Consider the following 15,888-nt stretch of genomic DNA (forward strand, 5'->3'; position numbering starts at 1 on the left):
CTCGTCCGACAGTGGCGGGTGCAGGCCGATCCGCGTCGGGTTCCGTGACCGGGTCGACGTGCTCCGCGCGGGCCACCGTGGTCCGCCTCGACGCAGGGAGCCAGAGCGCATGCAGCAACGCACGATCCGGTCGGTGGCCTCGGCCGTGTTCCTCAGCGCGGCCCTCGTCGCGGTGTCCGTCGGCGGCGGGTCCGCCGCGCAGGCCGCGGCGCCGACCGGGAAGACCGCGGCCGCGCAGTCCTTCCGCGAGGACTTCAGCACGCCGGCGGCGGCGAAGGGGCAGTTCGCGAGGACGTACGCGCGGTCCTGGCAGCCGTACCCGGACGGCATGGGGGACGGCAAGTACTGGTCGGGGACGCAGATCAGCGCGCACGGCGGCGTGATGGACGTCGCCCTCGACGGCAAGCACGGTGCCGCGGGCACGTTCGGCACCCCGACCGGGGCGTGGTCGCACGTCGGCGGCACGTTCAGCGTCCGCGCGCGGGCGACCGGCGGCACCGGCAACGGGGCGGCGTTCATGCTGTGGCCGACGTCGAACGTCTGGTCCGACGGCGAGGTCGACTTCCCGGAGAGCAACTTCGAGGACACCCCGATGGCCCACCAGCACGCCATGGTCCCCGGCAGCGAGTGGAACGCCACGAGTGCGTCGACACGCGTGTCGTGGCGGGACTGGCACATCTACTCCGTCGAGTGGGTGCCGAGGAAGTCGGTGACCTACCTGGTCGACGGGCGGGTGGTGCAGCGGGTCACGAGGGACGTCCCGTCCACGCCGCACCGCTTCATGTTCCAGGTGGGGAACTGGGGCGCCCCCGGACACCTCGAGATCGACTGGGTCAGCACCGCCGACCTCCGTCCCTGACCGGCGGGACCCCTGGACGACGCCGGGGCTGCCGGACACGCACTGGTCGTGTCCGGCAGCCCCGTCGTGGTGGTGGCGGTCAGCGCGGCAGGATCGCCGGGCTCGTCCCCGCTGCCATTCCGACACCGAAGGAGGTGGCGGCGTTCGTGTTCGTGACGGTCCAGAGGTCACTCGAGTTCGTCTGCACCGCGACGACGTACCCACTCCCCACGGCGGCGATCGACGGGCTCGTCCCCGCTGCCATCCCGATCGAGAAGTGCGTCGCGGCGTTCGCGTTCGTCACGCTCCACAGGTCGCCGTTGTTCGCCTCGGCCGCGACGACGTAGCCGCCGGACGTCGCGAGGATCGCGGGACTCGTGCCCGCCTGCATCCCGATGTGGAAGGCGGTCGCGGCGTTCGCGTTCGTGATCGTCCACAGGACGTTCGTGTTCGTCTGCACGGCCACGGTGTACCCGCCGGAGGTCGCGGCGATCGACGGACTGGTCCCGGCGGCCATGCCGACGTCGAACGCGGTCGCGGCCTTCGTGTTCGTGATCGTCCACAGCTTGCCGGTGTTCGCCTGCACCGCGACGGTGTAGCCGCCCGGGGTGGCGACGATCGACGGGCTCGTGCCCGCGGCCATCCCCACGTCGAACGCCGTCGCCGCCTGCGTGTTCGTGATCGTCCAGAGCGCCCCGGAGTTGGTCTGGACGGCGATGACGTAGCCACCGCCGGACGTCGCGATGATCGACGGGCTCGTGCCGGCCTTCATGCCGACCGGGAAGTGCGTCGCCGCACCGCCCGACGTGATCGACCAGAGGTCACCACCGGACGCCTGGAACGCGATGACGTAGCCGCTGCCCTGCGCGGCGATCGCCGGACTGGTGCCGGCCGCGACGCCGACCGGGAAGGACGTCGCCGCCTTGCTCGACGTGATGCTCCACAGACCGGTGGTCTGCACGTGGGCCGCGGTGACGTACGACGACGACGACGGCGGCGTCGGCGTGTTCGGGATCCCGGGGCCGTAGGTGGCACCGGGCTGGGAGGAGTTGTGCGTCCCGGACGGGGCGGACCCGCGCGGCGTCCACTGGCCCGGGTCGGCGATGTACGCGGGTGCGACGGACTGCAGGTACGACGCGTAGGACCCGTTCGTGTAGGTCGTCCACGGCGAGAAGCTCTCGCCCGCGGCGGCGTACTTCGCGAACGCCGCCTCCGCGTTGTTCCACGGGTCGAGCATCTGGAAGTCCTGGCCGTACTTCGGCACGGAGTTGCCACAGGTGATCTGCCACAGCCCCCACCCGGCCCGGTCGCTCCCGGCGCCGCAGTAGCCGACCCCCTGCTGGATCGCACCGGGGTTGCCGCCGCTCTCCGCGATGGCGATCGCCGCAGCGGTCTTCGCGGACGCGGGAGTGCCACCGGCGTCGACCCAGAACCCCTCGATCGCCGTGTACGACAGTGCCCCGCTGCCGCCCGATGCCGCCGATGCGGACGTGGTGCTGGTCACGGCAACCCCTGCCATGACCAGTGCTCCGACGGCGACGCCGCCCATGAGCCTGAAGAACGAGAACCGCTTGCGCCGGTGGACCGACGCCTCCCCTGGTGTCATGGGATCAGGCTGGACCTCGAACCCGTCCTGAGCGGTCCTCGAACCTGGGAAGGACGACGGCAGCCTGAGAGTCTCGGAAGCTCGACGGGCGGGCTCTCAGAGTCGGACGCCTGCGCGGCGCAGGTCCTCCGCGAACGCCTCGGCCAGCACCCGCTGCCCGGCGGCCGTCGGGTGCTCGCTGTCGGACTGCAGCATGCCGGCCTTGCCGGCGATGGGTTGCCCGACGTCGACGAACGTCCCGCCGACGGCCGAAACGGCGGACCGGAGGGCGTCGGAACTCGCCGCCACCTCGTCCGGCACGGCTCCCGGCTGGTCCCACAGGGTGCTCAGGCCGACCAGCCGTGCGTGCGGCAGGACGGCGTGCAGGTGGTCGATCGTCTGGGTCGTCGCCTGCCGGAGCGTCGTGGTGTCCTGCCCCTCGTCGTTGTCGGACGACTGCACGATCACGACGCTCGGCTTCGCGGCGACCGCCTGTGCGACCAGACCGTCGTAGTCGGTACCGCACTGCCCGTCCGCGACGAACCCCGCACCGCTGCAGGCGACGTTCGTCAGCCGGACGTGCTCAGCGCTCGCCAACAGTGCCGGCCACGCGTCCGCGGTGCCGGACAGGCCGTACCCGGCCATGATGGAGTCGCCGATGGTCACCACACGCGGCTCGGCGGCGGTCGTGGTCGCGGTGGCGGAACCGGTCCGGAAGGCGCTGACGCCGGCGACGAGGGCGACCACGGCGGCCACTCCCGCGGCGACGAAGAGGACCCGGCGTGCTCGCATGGCCCCACGGTAGCGGCCGTGACCGGATCGTGACCTCCCGGACGGCGGAACACCCAGGAGCTTCATCACCGGTCGATCAGATCGTGACGTCCGCCCACCGTGGTCCGGTGCCGGTGACGACGACCCGGCGCGGCTCGTCGGGGACGTCGTCAGGGTCGAGGTCGGCGCCCGGGGCGGTCGTGTCCGCTCCGGTGGCGCGGACGATCTCGACGTCGAGCACGCTGTCGGACACACCGTCGACGAACCCGCGGCCCCACTCCACGACGACGATCGCGCCGTCCCAGTCGAGGTCGAGGTCGTCGAGCTCGACGGGGTCCGAGAGCCGGTACGCGTCGACGTGCACCAGGTCCGGTCCGGCGGTCGTCGGGTGCGTGCGCGCCAGGACGAAGGTCGGGCTCGACACCTGTCCCCGAGCACCGAGCGCGGCGCCGAGGCCGCGCGTCAGCGTCGTCTTGCCGGCGCCGAGCGGCCCCGTCAGCACGACGAGGTCCCCCGCGCGGAGGACCGCGGCGAGCCGGGCGCCGAGCGCGCCCATCGCGTCCGTGCCGTCCACCGTGGTGTCGAGCAGGACGCTCACGCGTGCTCGCCCCGGAGGTACTCGCCGACCCGACCCTCGACCGAGTGGCCCTGGTACACGCGCTGCACGCGCGACCCGATCCGGCAGACGACCTCCTCACCGATCGTCCCGAGCGCCGCGCCCCACTCGAGCACGGTCATCTCGTCGCGTTCGCCCGTGCCGAAGAGCACGACGGTGTCACCGACGCGGACGTCGTCGTCCCCGACGTCGACCAGGAACTGGTCCATCGCGACGCGACCCGCGATCGGGTAGCGCCTGCCGCCGATCGTCACCTCGAGCCGTCCCTGCGCCGACCGCGGCACCCCGTCGGCGTACCCGACGGGCACGAGCGCCAGTGTCGTCTCCGCGGTGGTGCGGTAGGTGTAGTCGTAGGAGACCCCGGTGTCGACGGGCACGCGCTTGGTCTTGGCGACCGAGGCGGTGAGCGTCATCACGGGTTCGAGCCCGAGGTCCGCCGCGGAGACGCCGTCCGCCCCGGGGATGCCGAACAGGTTCGCACCCATCCGGACCATGTCCTTCCGGAACTCCTTGCGCTCGAGCCCGGCGAGCGACGCGGCGACGTGTTCGACGGGGATGTCGAGGCCGAGGTCCTCCGCACGCTCGACCGCGGCGTCGAAGAGCCCGACGGCCGCGCTGTCGTCCTCGTCCGACGACTCGGCGAGGTGCGTGTAGGCCGCGACGACCTCGATGCGGCCCGCGCGCTGGGCGTCCCGAGCGGCCTCGACCAGCGCCGGCCAGTCGTCGACCGAGGACCCGTCGCGGTGCAGGCCGGTGTCCACGCCGAGGTGCACCCTGGCCGGTCGCTGGTCGACGGCGTCCACCACGCGCTGCAGCTCGGCGACGTTCGACACCCCGAGGTCGACCGCGGAGTCGATGGCGTCCCGGAAGTCGAGCGCCGGGTCGTGCTGCCAGGTGAACAGGTGGACGTCCTCGCCGACCCCGATCGACCGGAGTCGCAGCGCCGCGGGCACCGTGAGGACGCCGATCCAGCGCACACCGGCGTCGACGGCGGCGAGCGCGACGGGCTCGAGGCCGTGGCCGTAGGCGTCGGCCTTCATGATCGCCATCACCTCGACGGGGTCCATCCACTCCCGGACCAGGTCGAGGTTGGCGCGGTAGGCGTCGAGGTCGATCTCCGCCCGACGCAGCGACGCGGTCACGTCGTCCTCCGTTCGATGCTCCGGCCGAGCCGGGCCACCACCTCGTAGTTGATCGTGCCGACGGCTGCCGCCCAGTCCTCCACGGCCGGGTCGCCGTTCGCCGGGTCGCCCCAGAGCACGACCTCGTCCCCGACCGCCACCTCGGCGTCGCCGATGTCGATGTGCATCGCGTTCATGGCCACGCGGCCGACCACCGGGAACGTCCGGTCTCCGATCCGCACCGAGACGTGGTTGCCGAAGGCCCGGTCGAGTCCGTCCGCGTACCCGAGGCCGATGACCGCGAGCCGCGTGTCCGAACCGGCGCGCCACGTGTACCCGTAGCTCACGCCGTCGCCCGCCGGCACGACGACCGTGCGGAGCACCGACGCGGTCAGACGCATCGCCGGCCGGAGCCCGAGCTCGGCCGACGTCCGGTCCGCGAAGGGGCTCAGCCCGTAGAGCGCGATGCCGACGCGGGCGAGGTCGCGGCGGGTCTCCGGCACCGCGATGCTCGCGGCACTGGCGGCGAGGTGGACCACGCCGGGCACGACCCCGACCGCGGCGAGGCCGTCGAGTGCCCGCTGGAGCGCGGCGTCCTGGTCGAGGTCGTCGGTGCGCGAGGCGTTCGACAGGTGCGACATGAGTCCCTCGACGCGGGTCCTGGCACCGTTCTGCAGGAGACGACCCGCGGTCGCGAAGAGCTCGGGCCACTCGGACTCGACGGCGCCGTTCCGGCTGAGGCCGGTGTCGACGCAGATGTGCACGGCCGGCACCTCGGAGTCCGCCGCGGCGGCCAGCTGCGAGACGCTCGACACCGCCGGGGTGATCCCGTACTGGGCGGCCCGGCGGAAGTCCTCGTCGGGGGCGTGCAGCCACGCGAGGATCCTGACCCCCTCGTCGATGCCCGCCTGCCGGAGCGCGATGCCCTCGTCGATGTCGGCGACGCCGAGCCACTCCGCGCCGGCGTCCACGAAGGCCTGCGCGGCGTCGGCCGCGCCGTGCCCGTACGCGTTCGCCTTCACGACCGCGATGACGCCGGACGGGGCCACCTGGTCGGCGAGGGTCGCGTAGTTGGCGATCAATGCCTCCCGGTCGACCGTGATCCCCGTGAACGCACTCACCTGACACTCCTGTCGGCGATCAACGACAGAACCGTCGACCGGCGGTCGACCGTGATCCCCGTGAACGCACTCACCTGACACTCCTGTCGGCGATCAACGACAGAACCGTCGACCGGCGGTCGACCGTGATCCCCGTGAACGCACTCACACCGGTTCCCCTGTTCCTTCCAGCACCACGAAGGCCGTGGCGATCCCCCCATCATGGGAGAGCGACAGGTGCACGCTGGTCACGCCACGCGCATCCGCCACCTGCCGCGCCTGTTCGTGGAGCGTCAGCGACGGGTTCCGCTGGTCGTCGGAGACGACCTCGAGGTCCTGCCAACTCAGTCCGGCGCTCGACCCGAAGGCCTTGATCAGCGCCTCCTTCGCGGCGAACCGCGCAGCCAGGGACGCCAGCGGCCGCGGCTCGCCGTCACGGAGCTGCTCGGAGCTGGTGAACAACCGCGTCCGCATCGCCGGTGTCCGCGTCAGCACCCGCTCGAACCGCTCCAGGTCGACCACGTCGACCCCGATCCCGATGATCACGACGACTACTCGACGGTGACCGACTTCGCGAGGTTGCGCGGCTGGTCGACGTCGAGGCCCTTGGCCGCGGCGAGCTCCATGCCGAACATGTGCAGCGGTGCGACGGCGAGCAGCGGCTCGAACAGCGGCGTCGCGAGCGGGATGCGCAGGACCTCGTCGGCGAACGGCAGCACGGCGGCGTCGCCCTCTTCGGCGATGGCGATCACCCGGGCGCCGCGGGCGCGGATCTCCTGGATGTTCGACACGACCTTCGGGTGCAGCGACCGGGCGTCGCGCGGCGACGGGACGATGACGAACACGATCTGCCCTGGCTCGATGAGCGCGATCGGACCGTGCTTCAGCTCGCCCGCGGCGAAGCCCTCGGCGTGGATGTACGCGAGCTCCTTGAGCTTGAGCGCCCCCTCGAGCGCGATGGGGTACCCGACGTGGCGCCCGAGGAACAGCACGCTGCGGGTGTCCGCCATCCACTTCGCCAGCTCGGCGACACCGGACGCGTCGTCGATGGTCTGCTGCAGCTTCGGCGCCAGGGACTCCAGCTCAGTGACCTGCTCGGCGATCTGCTCGGCCGTCATCGTCCCGCGGAGCGTCGCGAGGTGCAGCCCGAGCAGGTAGAGCGCGACGCCCTGCGCGAGGAACGCCTTCGTCGAGGCGACCGCGACCTCCGGCCCGGCGTGCGTGTAGATCACCGCGTCGGACTCGCGCGGGATGGTCGCGCCCTGGGTGTTGCAGATCGAGAGGACCTGCGCCCCCTGCTCGCGGGCGTACTTGACGGCCATGAGCGTGTCCATCGTCTCGCCGGACTGGCTGATCGAGACGACCAGGGTGCGGTCGTCCAGGACCGGGTCGCGGTAGCGGAACTCGTGCGCCAGCTCGACCTCGACGGGCACCCGGGCCCACTGCTCGATGGCGTACTTGCCGAGGATCCCGGCGTAGGCGGCGGTGCCGCAGGCGATGACGATCACGCGGTCGACCTGCTGCAGGCGCTCGGCGATCGGGTCGAGGTCGGTCAGGGTGACGGCACCGTCGTGCACGCGGCCGAGGATCGTCTTCGCGACGGCCTCCGGCTCCTCGCTGATCTCCTTGGCCATGAACGACGACCAGCCGCCCTTGTCCGCCGCCGATGCGTCCCAGTTCACCTCGAACTCGGTGCGGTCGGCCGGGGTGCCGTCGAAGCGGATGACGTCGACACCGTCGGGGCGGATCGTCGCGATCTCGTCCTGCCCGATGGACAGCGCGCGCTGCGTGTACGCCACGAAGGCGGCGACGTCGGAGCCCATGAAGTTCTCGCCGTCGCCGAGCCCGACCACCAGGGGCGAGTTGCGGCGGGCACCGACCACGACGCCGGGCTGGTCGGCGTGCACGACGAGGAGCGTGAAGGCCCCTTCGAGCCGCTGCACGGTCTGCTGCATGGCCCGGGTCAGGTCACCGGTCTCCCGGAACGCGCGGGCCACGAGGTGCGCCGCGACCTCGGAGTCGGTCTCGCTGAGGAACTGCACGCCATCGGCGACCAGCTCCGCGCGGAGCTCCGCGAAGTTCTCGATGATGCCGTTGTGGATGAGCGCGAGCTTGCCGCCGTCCGCCAGGTGCGGGTGCGCGTTCTCGTCCGTCGGGCCGCCGTGCGTCGCCCAGCGGGTGTGCCCGATGCCGGTGCCGCCGTCGGGGATCGGGTGCGACTCGAGCTCGTCGACGAGGGCCTGGAGCTTGCCGGCCTTCTTCGCCGAGGACAGCGCACCCGACGGGTCGATGACGGCGATCCCGGCCGAGTCGTACCCGCGGTACTCGAGCCGACGGAGGCCGCCGAGGAGCACGTCCGTGCTGCTGTTGGTCCCGACGTAACCCACGATTCCACACATGTTCCCGATCCTACGGTCTGGCCGGGGTCGCTCCCTGCGAGGGTCCGGATCGTGCGGGATACCGTGAGCACCATGGGACGCTTCGACGACATCGACATCACGACGCTGCACGGTGAGCACACCACCTTCGGCGCCTTCGCGGACAGGGCGGTGCTCGTGGTGAACGTGGCGTCGCGCTGCGGCCTCGCTCCGCAGTACGAACAGCTCGAGGAGCTGCAGAAGACGTACGGTCCGCGCGGCTTCACGGTGCTCGGCTTCCCGAGCAACCAGTTCCTGCAGGAGCTCGGCTCGTCCGAGGCGATCGACGAGTACTGCTCCACCACCTGGGGCGTGACCTTCCCGATGTCCGAGAAGGTCAAGGTGAACGGCGGGAACGCGCACCCGCTCTACAAGGAGCTCAAGCAGACGCCGGACGCCTCCGGCAAGGCCGGACGGGTGATCTGGAACTTCGAGAAGTTCCTGGTGGCACCGGACGGCACCGTCAGCCGGTTCCGTCCGACGACCAAGCCGGACGCCCCGGAGGTCATCGCGGCCATCGAGGCGGCCCTGCCCGCCTGAGCGGGCTCCGGACTGGGCCCACGCCGCCGGTTCCGGACCGACGCGCCAGCGGCGGGTCGGCCGTGCCGGTGGGGAGAGGCTCGGCGGAGGTCCGCCGCGTCGCCCGCCTGCGCCGCGCCTCCCGTCTACGCTCGGACGCATGCCGATCCCGGAAGCCACCGTCGCGCACCCCACCCCCTTCGTGGAGATCCCCCGCGACGACTGGGCGCAGCTCGCGCCGAAGGAGCACCTCTCCCTGAGCGAGACGGAGATCGTGCAGCTGCGGGGCCTCGGTGACCGCCTCGACATGCAGGAGGTACAGGAGGTCTACCTCCCGCTCTCCCGGCTGCTCACCCTGTACGCGGCGGGGGCACGCGACCTGCACGCGGAGACCAGCCGCTTCCTCGGCGAGCGGGCCGGACGGACGCCGTTCGTGATCGGTGTCGCCGGGTCCGTCGCCGTGGGCAAGAGCACCGTCGCCCGCCTGCTCCGCGAGCTGACCAAGCGCTGGCCGGACACCCCCCGCGTCGAACTCGTCACGACCGACGGCTTCCTGTACCCGAACGCCGAGCTCGAGCGCCGCGGGATCATGGACCGCAAGGGCTTCCCGGAGTCGTACGACCGCCGCTCCCTGCTGCGCTTCGTCAGCCAGGTGAAGAGCGGCGCGACCGAGGTCCGGGCGCCGTACTACTCGCACCTGGTCTACGACATCGTCCCAGACGCCGAGATCGTCGTGCGGCAGCCGGACGTCCTCATCGTCGAGGGCCTCAACGTGCTCGCGCCGCCGGTGCACGGGCGGCTGGCGCTCTCCGACCTGTTCGACTTCACCATCTACGTCGACGCGAAGACGAAGGACATCGAGTCCTGGTACGTCGACCGGTTCCTCGCCCTGCAGGAGGAGGCGTTCGCGAGCCCCGACTCGTTCTTCCACCGGTTCGCGAGCCTGTCGCGGGAGGACGCGATCCGCACCGCGACCGAGGTCTGGCGCGCGATCAACGAGCCGAACCTCGTCGAGAACGTGCTGCCCACGCGCTCCCGGGCGACGCTCGTGCTCAAGAAGGGCGCGAACCACAAGGTGAACTCGGTGCTGCTCCGCAAGATCTGAGGGTGCGCGGGTCTTCGCACCCCAACACGAACATCGCACCCCGTCGTGACGGGGTGCGATGTTCGTAGCGGGGTGCGAAGCGCACCCGGGGTGGGTCGCCCCTACGCCGCGTGCAGCGCCAGGCGGTCCTGGACCACCGCGGCGAGCTCCTCCGCGACACGCTGGGCGACGTCCTGGGACGCGGCCTCGACCATCACGCGGACGACCGGCTCGGTGCCCGACGGCCGGAGCAGCACACGCCCGGTGTCCCCGAGCGACGCGGTGGCGGCAGCGACGGCGTCCTGCACACCCTGGTCCGCGAGGCCGTGTCTGTCGACGCCCTTCACGTTGAGGAGCACCTGCGGGAAGACCGTCATGCACGACGCGAGCTCCGCCAGGGTCTTGCCCGTCCTGGCCATCTCGGCGACGAGGTGCAGGCCGGTGAGGATGCCGTCGCCCGTCGTGGCGTACTCGTTGAAGATGATGTGGCCGGACTGCTCGCCACCGAGCGAGTACCCGCCCTCGGTCATCTTCTCGAGCACGTAGCGGTCGCCCACACCGGTCTCGAGCATCGTGATGCCCGCATCGGCCATCGCCCGCTTGAGCCCGAGGTTCGACATGACGGTCGCGACGAGGGTGTCGTCGTGCAGCCGACCGCGCTCCTGCAGCGACAGCGCGAGGATGGCCATGATCTGGTCACCGTCGACGGCGTTGCCCGCGGCGTCGACCGCCAGGCAGCGATCGGCGTCGCCGTCGTGCGCGATGCCGACGTCGGCGCCGTGCTCGAGCACCGCGCGGGCGAGGTTGTCGATGTGGGTGGAGCCGACACCGTCGTTGATGTTCATGCCGTCCGGGTCGGCCCCGATGAGCGTCACCCGGGCACCGGCGTTCACGAACACCTCGGGCGAGACGCCGGCCGCGGCACCGTTCGCGCAGTCGAGCACGACGTGCACCCCGTCGAGCCGGTGGGGCAGCGTGCCGAGCAGGTGGACCACGTAGCGGTCCTCGGCGTCGGCGAACCGGGTGATCCGGCCGACGTCGGCACCGGTGGGGGTCGGTGCGGACTGGTCGTGCATGGCCGCCTCGATGCGGTCCTCGACCTCGTCGGGGAGCTTGCGCCCACCGGCGGCGAAGAACTTGATCCCGTTGTCGGGCGCCGGGTTGTGCGATGCGGAGATCATCACGCCGAAGTCGGCGTCGATGTCCGCGACGAGGAACGCGGCAGCGGGGGTCGGGATGACCCCGGCGTCGAGCACGTCGACGCCGGCGGAGGCGAGCCCGGCCGCCACCGCGGCACCCAGGAACTCGCCGGAGACGCGCGGGTCGCGCGCCAGGACCGCGCGGGGGCGCGGTCGGCCGGACGCCCGGCGGGCGTCCGCATGGTGTCCGTGTGTGAGCACGGCCGCGCTCGCCTGGGCAAGACCCAGTGCGAGCGCGGCCGTCAACTCGCCGTTGGCGAGGCCACGAACGCCGTCGGTACCGAACAGACGCGGCATTGCATCCTCCGCCGTCGGTTGATCAGCGCTTCGAGAACTGCGACGCCTTGCGGGCCTTCTTGAGACCGGCCTTCTTGCGCTCGATGACGCGGGCGTCACGGGTGAGGAAGCCGGCCTTCTTGAGGGTGGCGCGGTTGTTCTCGCGGTCGATCTCGTTCAGCGTCCGGGCGATCGCGAGGCGGAGGGCACCGGCCTGACCCGAGGGGCCACCACCCGTGATGCGGGCGGTCACGTCGTAGGCGCCGAGGAGCTCGAGCACCTTGAACGGGTCGTTGATGAGCTGCTGGTGCAGCTTGTTCGGGAAGTAGTCCTCGAGCGAGCGACCGTTCACCGTGAAGGTGCCGGAGCCCGGGACGAGGCGCACGCGGGCGATGGCCTCCTTGCGGCGCCCGACGGCACCGCCGGAGACGTTGAGGATCTGACGGGGAGCGGCCTCGGCAGCGGCGGGTGCGCTCTCCGTGGTGAAGCTCTCCGGGGTCTGGTCGAGGGAGTCAGCGATCTGAGCCATGAGTTTTCTCTAGTCCTTGGAAGTCGTCGTGGCCGTGCGCTACTGCGAGACCTGGTCGAAGGTGTACGTCGTGGGCTGCTGCGCCGCGTGGGGGTGCTCGGCGCCCGCGTACACCTTGAGCTTCTTCAGCTGCTCGCGGCCCAGCGTGTTCTTCGGGAGCATGCCGCGGATCGCCTTCTCGACGGCGCGGGTCGGGTGCTTCTCGAGCATCTCCGGGTACGAGGTCGCCGTGAGGCCGCCCGGGTAGCCCGAGTGACGGTAGTAGACCTTCTTCGCGAGCTTGGAGCCGGTGAGGGCGACCTTGTCCGCGTTGATGATGATGACGTAGTCACCCATGTCCATGTGCTGGGCGAAGGTGGCCTTGTGCTTGCCGCGGAGGATCGCCGCGGCGTGGGAGGCGAGGCGGCCGAGGACGACGTCGGTGGCGTCGATGACGATCCAGTCGTGCTGGACGTCTGCCGGCTTCGGTGAGAACGTGCGAGTCACAGGAGTGCTGCTTTCGTGTCGAGGTGAGGAGTCCGTGAATCCCGCTCCGGTGGGGTGTTCCGGCGGGTGACACCCGCTGAACGCCCCGGTGGAGGGCTCATCTGACTGTCTGGCACACGGCGGTGCGCAGACCAAGGTGAGAGCCTACCGGACGCCGGTCGACCCGGTCAAACGCGGGCACGATGGACGGGAGGCTCGGTGCCAGCCGGCACCTGGGCCCACGCCGGCCGGTTCCGGACCGACGCGCCAGCGGCGGGTCGGCCGTGACCGGTGGGGAGCCTCCCGTCTGGCGGTCCCTACGCGGCGCTGGGGCGGCGGCGACGCGCGACGAGCACGCCGGCTCCCGCTGCGAGCAGCAGCAGCGCCGCGGCGACGCCGCCGGTCAGCTCGGCACCCGTGAAGGCCAGCTGGCCCGTCACCGGGTCGATGCGGATCGTGGTCCACCCGATCAGCGAGCCGTCCGCGGCGGTCACCGCGAGCCGGTGCTCCCCCGCGGTCGTGCCGGTCGGGATCGTGACCCGAACCGTGCCGTCGGCAGCCACCACCACCGTGCCGAGCAGCGTCGGCGTGGAGTACAGGAACACGCTGATCCGCTCACCGGCGTGCTCGCGGCCGACGCCGACCGTGATCGTCTCCCCTGGGCGGGCCGACGCCGGTGCCGTCACCGAGCCGCGGTTCGCCGCCGTCAGCGACGTCCCCGCCGGAGCGGCCGGAGCGGCGCCGGTGCCGCCGCCAGTGCCCGGACCGGGGCTCGTTCCCGGGCCCGTCGGCCCCGTGCCGGGGTCGGCGGGCTCCGTGTCGCCGGCCAGGTCGAAGCCGACCAGGATCGGGTCGTGGTCGCTCGCCCGGTAGACGTCGTCCGAGTAGAGGATCGTCGTGTTGGAGTTGTAGCGGCTGTACTCCAGGGCGACGGACTCGACGGAGTTGATGTTCCAGATGTCCACGCCGGTGACCGTCGCGAGCGCGGCGGGCGAGGCGAGCACGTGGTCGAGCGACCCGCTGAGACCGCTGAACACGTACGAGTACTCCGATGGGTCGAGCGCCGGGCCGAGGTCCGTGTAGCCGGCGTCGTGCAGGACGACCATCGGGTCCTCCTGGCTGTACGCGTTGAAGTCGCCGAGCATGAACACCTTGTCGGTGCCGTACTGCGTCTGCATCGCCGTGGAGAACGTGGCGAGCGCCGTCGCCTGGCGGACGCGGTCGGCGTTCGACGCCCCCTGGCCGTCGCCCTGGTCGGCGTTCTCGCCGGAGCCGGAGCCCTTGGACTTGAAGTGGTTCGCGATGACGAGGAAGTCGTCGTCCGCGGTCCCACCGACCGGGCGGAACGCGTCCGCGACGGGCTGGCGGGCGTTGGTGAACGCGGAGTCGAGCAGGATCGTCGATCCGCCGGTCGGCTGGACGCGGGCCTTCTTGTAGACGAGCGCCAGTCGGATGACGTCCTCGCTCGCCGGCAGGACCGCCGGGGACCGCACGTAGTCCCAGGTGTCGGAGCCGGTCGCGGCGTTGAGGGCGGCGACGAGGGTCTTCACGGCCGCGTCGCGGTCCTCGCCGAACCGAGCGGAGTTCTCGATCTCCTCGAGCGAGACGACGTCGGCACCCAGGCCGTTGATCGCCGTGACGATCTTGACCTGCTGGCGCTGGAGGTCCTCCTGCTCGGCGGCGCCGCGGGCGTCGCAGCCGGAGTTCACCGTGACGGGGTCGCCGTCGCGGTCGGTGTAGTACGTGCAGCCCGGGAGTTCGTCACCGGTCGTCGGGAAGTAGTTCAGGACGTTGAACCCGGCGAGCTTGAGATCGCCGCCGACGTCAGCGGGCTTCGCGGTGCGGACGTTCGAGAACGTCGTGGGGAGGTCGGCCTTCGGGGTGGCACCCGTGATCGGCGACGTCGGCTGGAACTTCCACGCGTCGTTGCGGTAGTCGAGCACGACCGGCTTGGTGAACGTCGCCGCGGCACCGACCGTGACGGGGCCGTCGTTCGACAGCCACGACACCGGGATGCTGGTGTTCGCCTTCGTCAGGAAGTTCGTGCTGCCGCCGTCGTCGAGCGTGACCCGACGCGCGGCGTTGTCGGCCTCGACGGCCTTCGCGGCGGCCGAACCGGGGCGAGCGACCTCGGTCGGCTGGATGAGGCGCTCCGTACCGGACGCCAGGACGATCTCGCCGTACTGGTTCGTCGTGTAGTTGTCGGCGACGGTGTAGTCGCCCTGCGGCGCGACGAGCATGCTCTCGAGGGACTCGCGCTGCGCGTCGGTCGCCGGGAACGCCACGGCGGCGGGCTGCGGTGCCGCGACGGTGTCGGTGAGCTTCGTCATGCCGCCGGCGGCGACGTTCAGCTCGGTGAGGCCGTTGTACTCCGCGACCGAGCCGGTGACCCGCACGTGGTCGCCCTCGGCGACCTGCGGTGCCGTGGCGGCCGAGAAGACGAAGAGGCCGTCGGACGCGGTGTGCGTCGCGAGGTCGAGCGCGCCACCGGTGCCCGGGGTCTGCACGGTGTAGCCGTTGAAGCCGCCCGTCGCGTACACGGCCGTCACGACGCCCGTGGTGACGACGTTCTTCCCGACGTAGGGGGAGGTGTCGGTGGTGCCCTGGACCTGGGCGATGGTCACGGTCTCGGCCGGCGTGCCCGGGTCCGTCGGCGTGCCGGGGTCGGTGGGCTCGGTCGGCGTGGTGGGTGCCGACGTCTCGCCCTTGGAGTTCGTCGGCGTGATCGTCGACGTGAGCGTGAAGTCGGCCGCGTTGTCGTCGGTGTCCGTGCCCGCGGCGTTCCGGACGAGTGCGTCCGGGACGTCGTTCGCGCTCGCCGGGTTCGTGGCGGGGGCCGTCTCGAACGTGTTCGACGTGCCGTACCCGAGGACGTCGACGACGCCGGCCGTTCCTGCTGCGACCGGACCGGCCGGCAGCGTCAGCGCCGTTGCCTGGTCGGCGAGGACGAGCGTCCCGCTGGCGCCGGAGGTGTTCAAGGACGACGTCACGTCGGGCGTCGGCAGCGCCGCACCGTTCTTCCCGTTCGACCCGCCCGACACGAGGAACGTGCCCTTCGCCGGGACCGTCCCCGTGAGCGGGACCACGGTCGACGACTTCCCGGTGCTCGTCGCGGCGCGGTACTGCAGCGACCAGCCCGCGACCGACACGGGGGCGTCGGTGGGGTTCCGGAGCTCGACGAACCGGTTCGTGAACGGCTGGTTCGCGCTGCCGCCCTTGAGGAAAGCCTCCGCGATGACGAGGCCGGTCCCGGCGGTGTCCGCGCTGGCGGCGGAGACGGAGGCGAGTGGCGCTGCGAGGAGCGTCGCGGCCACGGTGGCGCACAGCAGGGTGCGCCCGACGATCTTGGGCATGCTGACCTTCGGTCG

At 71.6% G+C, this 15,888-nt stretch carries 14 protein-coding genes; 3 read left to right on the plus strand and 11 right to left on the minus strand.

All coding sequences use genetic code 11. The annotated features are described in order from the left end of the window. Positions 1 to 109 precede the first annotated feature (109 nt). A complete protein-coding gene (locus FS641_RS04385) occupies positions 110 to 859 on the plus strand; it encodes a glycoside hydrolase family 16 protein (protein ID WP_144760511.1) in 750 nt (249 codons plus the stop codon). Positions 860 to 938: 79 nt separating this feature from the next. Here FS641_RS04385 and FS641_RS04390 read toward each other — a convergent pair whose 3' ends face one another. From FS641_RS04390 to glmS, 7 genes are all read right to left on the minus strand, one after another. Beyond that, positions 939 to 2,444 carry a transglycosylase SLT domain-containing protein gene (locus tag FS641_RS04390; protein WP_144760514.1) on the minus strand — a complete coding sequence of 502 codons (1,506 nt, stop codon included), beginning with the start codon at positions 2,442 to 2,444 and terminating at the stop codon, positions 939 to 941. Between the two features lie 96 nt (positions 2,445 to 2,540). Next, complete coding sequence (locus FS641_RS04395) at positions 2,541 to 3,215, minus strand: SGNH/GDSL hydrolase family protein (RefSeq protein ID WP_186317574.1); 675 nt, start codon at positions 3,213 to 3,215, stop codon at positions 2,541 to 2,543. A 76-nt stretch (positions 3,216 to 3,291) separates the two neighbouring features. Further along, on the minus strand, positions 3,292 to 3,750 hold the full coding sequence (gene tsaE, locus FS641_RS04400; RefSeq protein ID WP_144761516.1) for a tRNA (adenosine(37)-N6)-threonylcarbamoyltransferase complex ATPase subunit type 1 TsaE: 459 nt from the start codon (positions 3,748 to 3,750) through the stop codon (positions 3,292 to 3,294). A gap of 38 nt (positions 3,751 to 3,788) precedes the next feature. Further along, positions 3,789 to 4,952: an alanine racemase gene (gene alr, locus FS641_RS04405; protein ID WP_222122043.1), complete on the minus strand. Its 1,164-nt coding sequence runs from the start codon at positions 4,950 to 4,952 to the stop codon at positions 3,789 to 3,791. Further along, positions 4,949 to 6,052: an alanine racemase gene (alr, locus tag FS641_RS04410; protein WP_186317575.1), complete on the minus strand. Its 1,104-nt coding sequence runs from the start codon at positions 6,050 to 6,052 to the stop codon at positions 4,949 to 4,951. The genes alr (FS641_RS04405) and alr (FS641_RS04410) overlap by 4 nt, the downstream gene beginning before the upstream one ends. A gap of 144 nt (positions 6,053 to 6,196) precedes the next feature. Beyond that, complete coding sequence (locus tag FS641_RS04415; protein WP_144760523.1) at positions 6,197 to 6,577, minus strand: holo-ACP synthase; 381 nt, start codon at positions 6,575 to 6,577, stop codon at positions 6,197 to 6,199. 5 nt (positions 6,578 to 6,582) lie between these two features. Continuing rightward, a complete protein-coding gene (gene glmS / locus FS641_RS04420) occupies positions 6,583 to 8,430 on the minus strand; it encodes a glutamine--fructose-6-phosphate transaminase (isomerizing) (protein ID WP_144760526.1) in 1,848 nt (615 codons plus the stop codon). A gap of 72 nt (positions 8,431 to 8,502) precedes the next feature. On the opposite strand from glmS, the gene FS641_RS04425 reads away from it, so the two are divergent. Then, positions 8,503 to 8,988 carry a glutathione peroxidase gene (locus FS641_RS04425; RefSeq protein WP_144760529.1) on the plus strand — a complete coding sequence of 162 codons (486 nt, stop codon included), beginning with the start codon at positions 8,503 to 8,505 and terminating at the stop codon, positions 8,986 to 8,988. 139 nt (positions 8,989 to 9,127) lie between these two features. Then, on the plus strand, positions 9,128 to 10,072 hold the full coding sequence (coaA, locus tag FS641_RS04430) for a type I pantothenate kinase (RefSeq protein WP_144760532.1): 945 nt from the start codon (positions 9,128 to 9,130) through the stop codon (positions 10,070 to 10,072). A gap of 101 nt (positions 10,073 to 10,173) precedes the next feature. Here coaA and glmM read toward each other — a convergent pair whose 3' ends face one another. From glmM to FS641_RS04450, 4 genes are all read right to left on the minus strand, one after another. Further along, positions 10,174 to 11,547 (minus strand): phosphoglucosamine mutase, encoded by a 1,374-nt coding sequence (gene glmM, locus FS641_RS04435; protein WP_144760535.1) that lies wholly within the window; start codon positions 11,545 to 11,547, stop codon positions 10,174 to 10,176. A 22-nt stretch (positions 11,548 to 11,569) separates the two neighbouring features. After that, positions 11,570 to 12,055, minus strand: a complete 486-nt coding sequence (rpsI, locus tag FS641_RS04440) for a 30S ribosomal protein S9 (RefSeq protein WP_144760539.1) — start codon at positions 12,053 to 12,055, stop codon at positions 11,570 to 11,572. 39 nt (positions 12,056 to 12,094) lie between these two features. After that, positions 12,095 to 12,541, minus strand: a complete 447-nt coding sequence (gene rplM / locus FS641_RS04445; RefSeq protein ID WP_144760542.1) for a 50S ribosomal protein L13 — start codon at positions 12,539 to 12,541, stop codon at positions 12,095 to 12,097. A gap of 296 nt (positions 12,542 to 12,837) precedes the next feature. Beyond that, positions 12,838 to 15,873: an ExeM/NucH family extracellular endonuclease gene (locus tag FS641_RS04450; RefSeq protein WP_144760545.1), complete on the minus strand. Its 3,036-nt coding sequence runs from the start codon at positions 15,871 to 15,873 to the stop codon at positions 12,838 to 12,840. Positions 15,874 to 15,888 lie beyond the last annotated feature (15 nt).

Source organism: Curtobacterium sp. 9128 (assembly GCF_007673775.1).
GTDB lineage: Bacteria > Actinomycetota > Actinomycetes > Actinomycetales > Microbacteriaceae > Curtobacterium.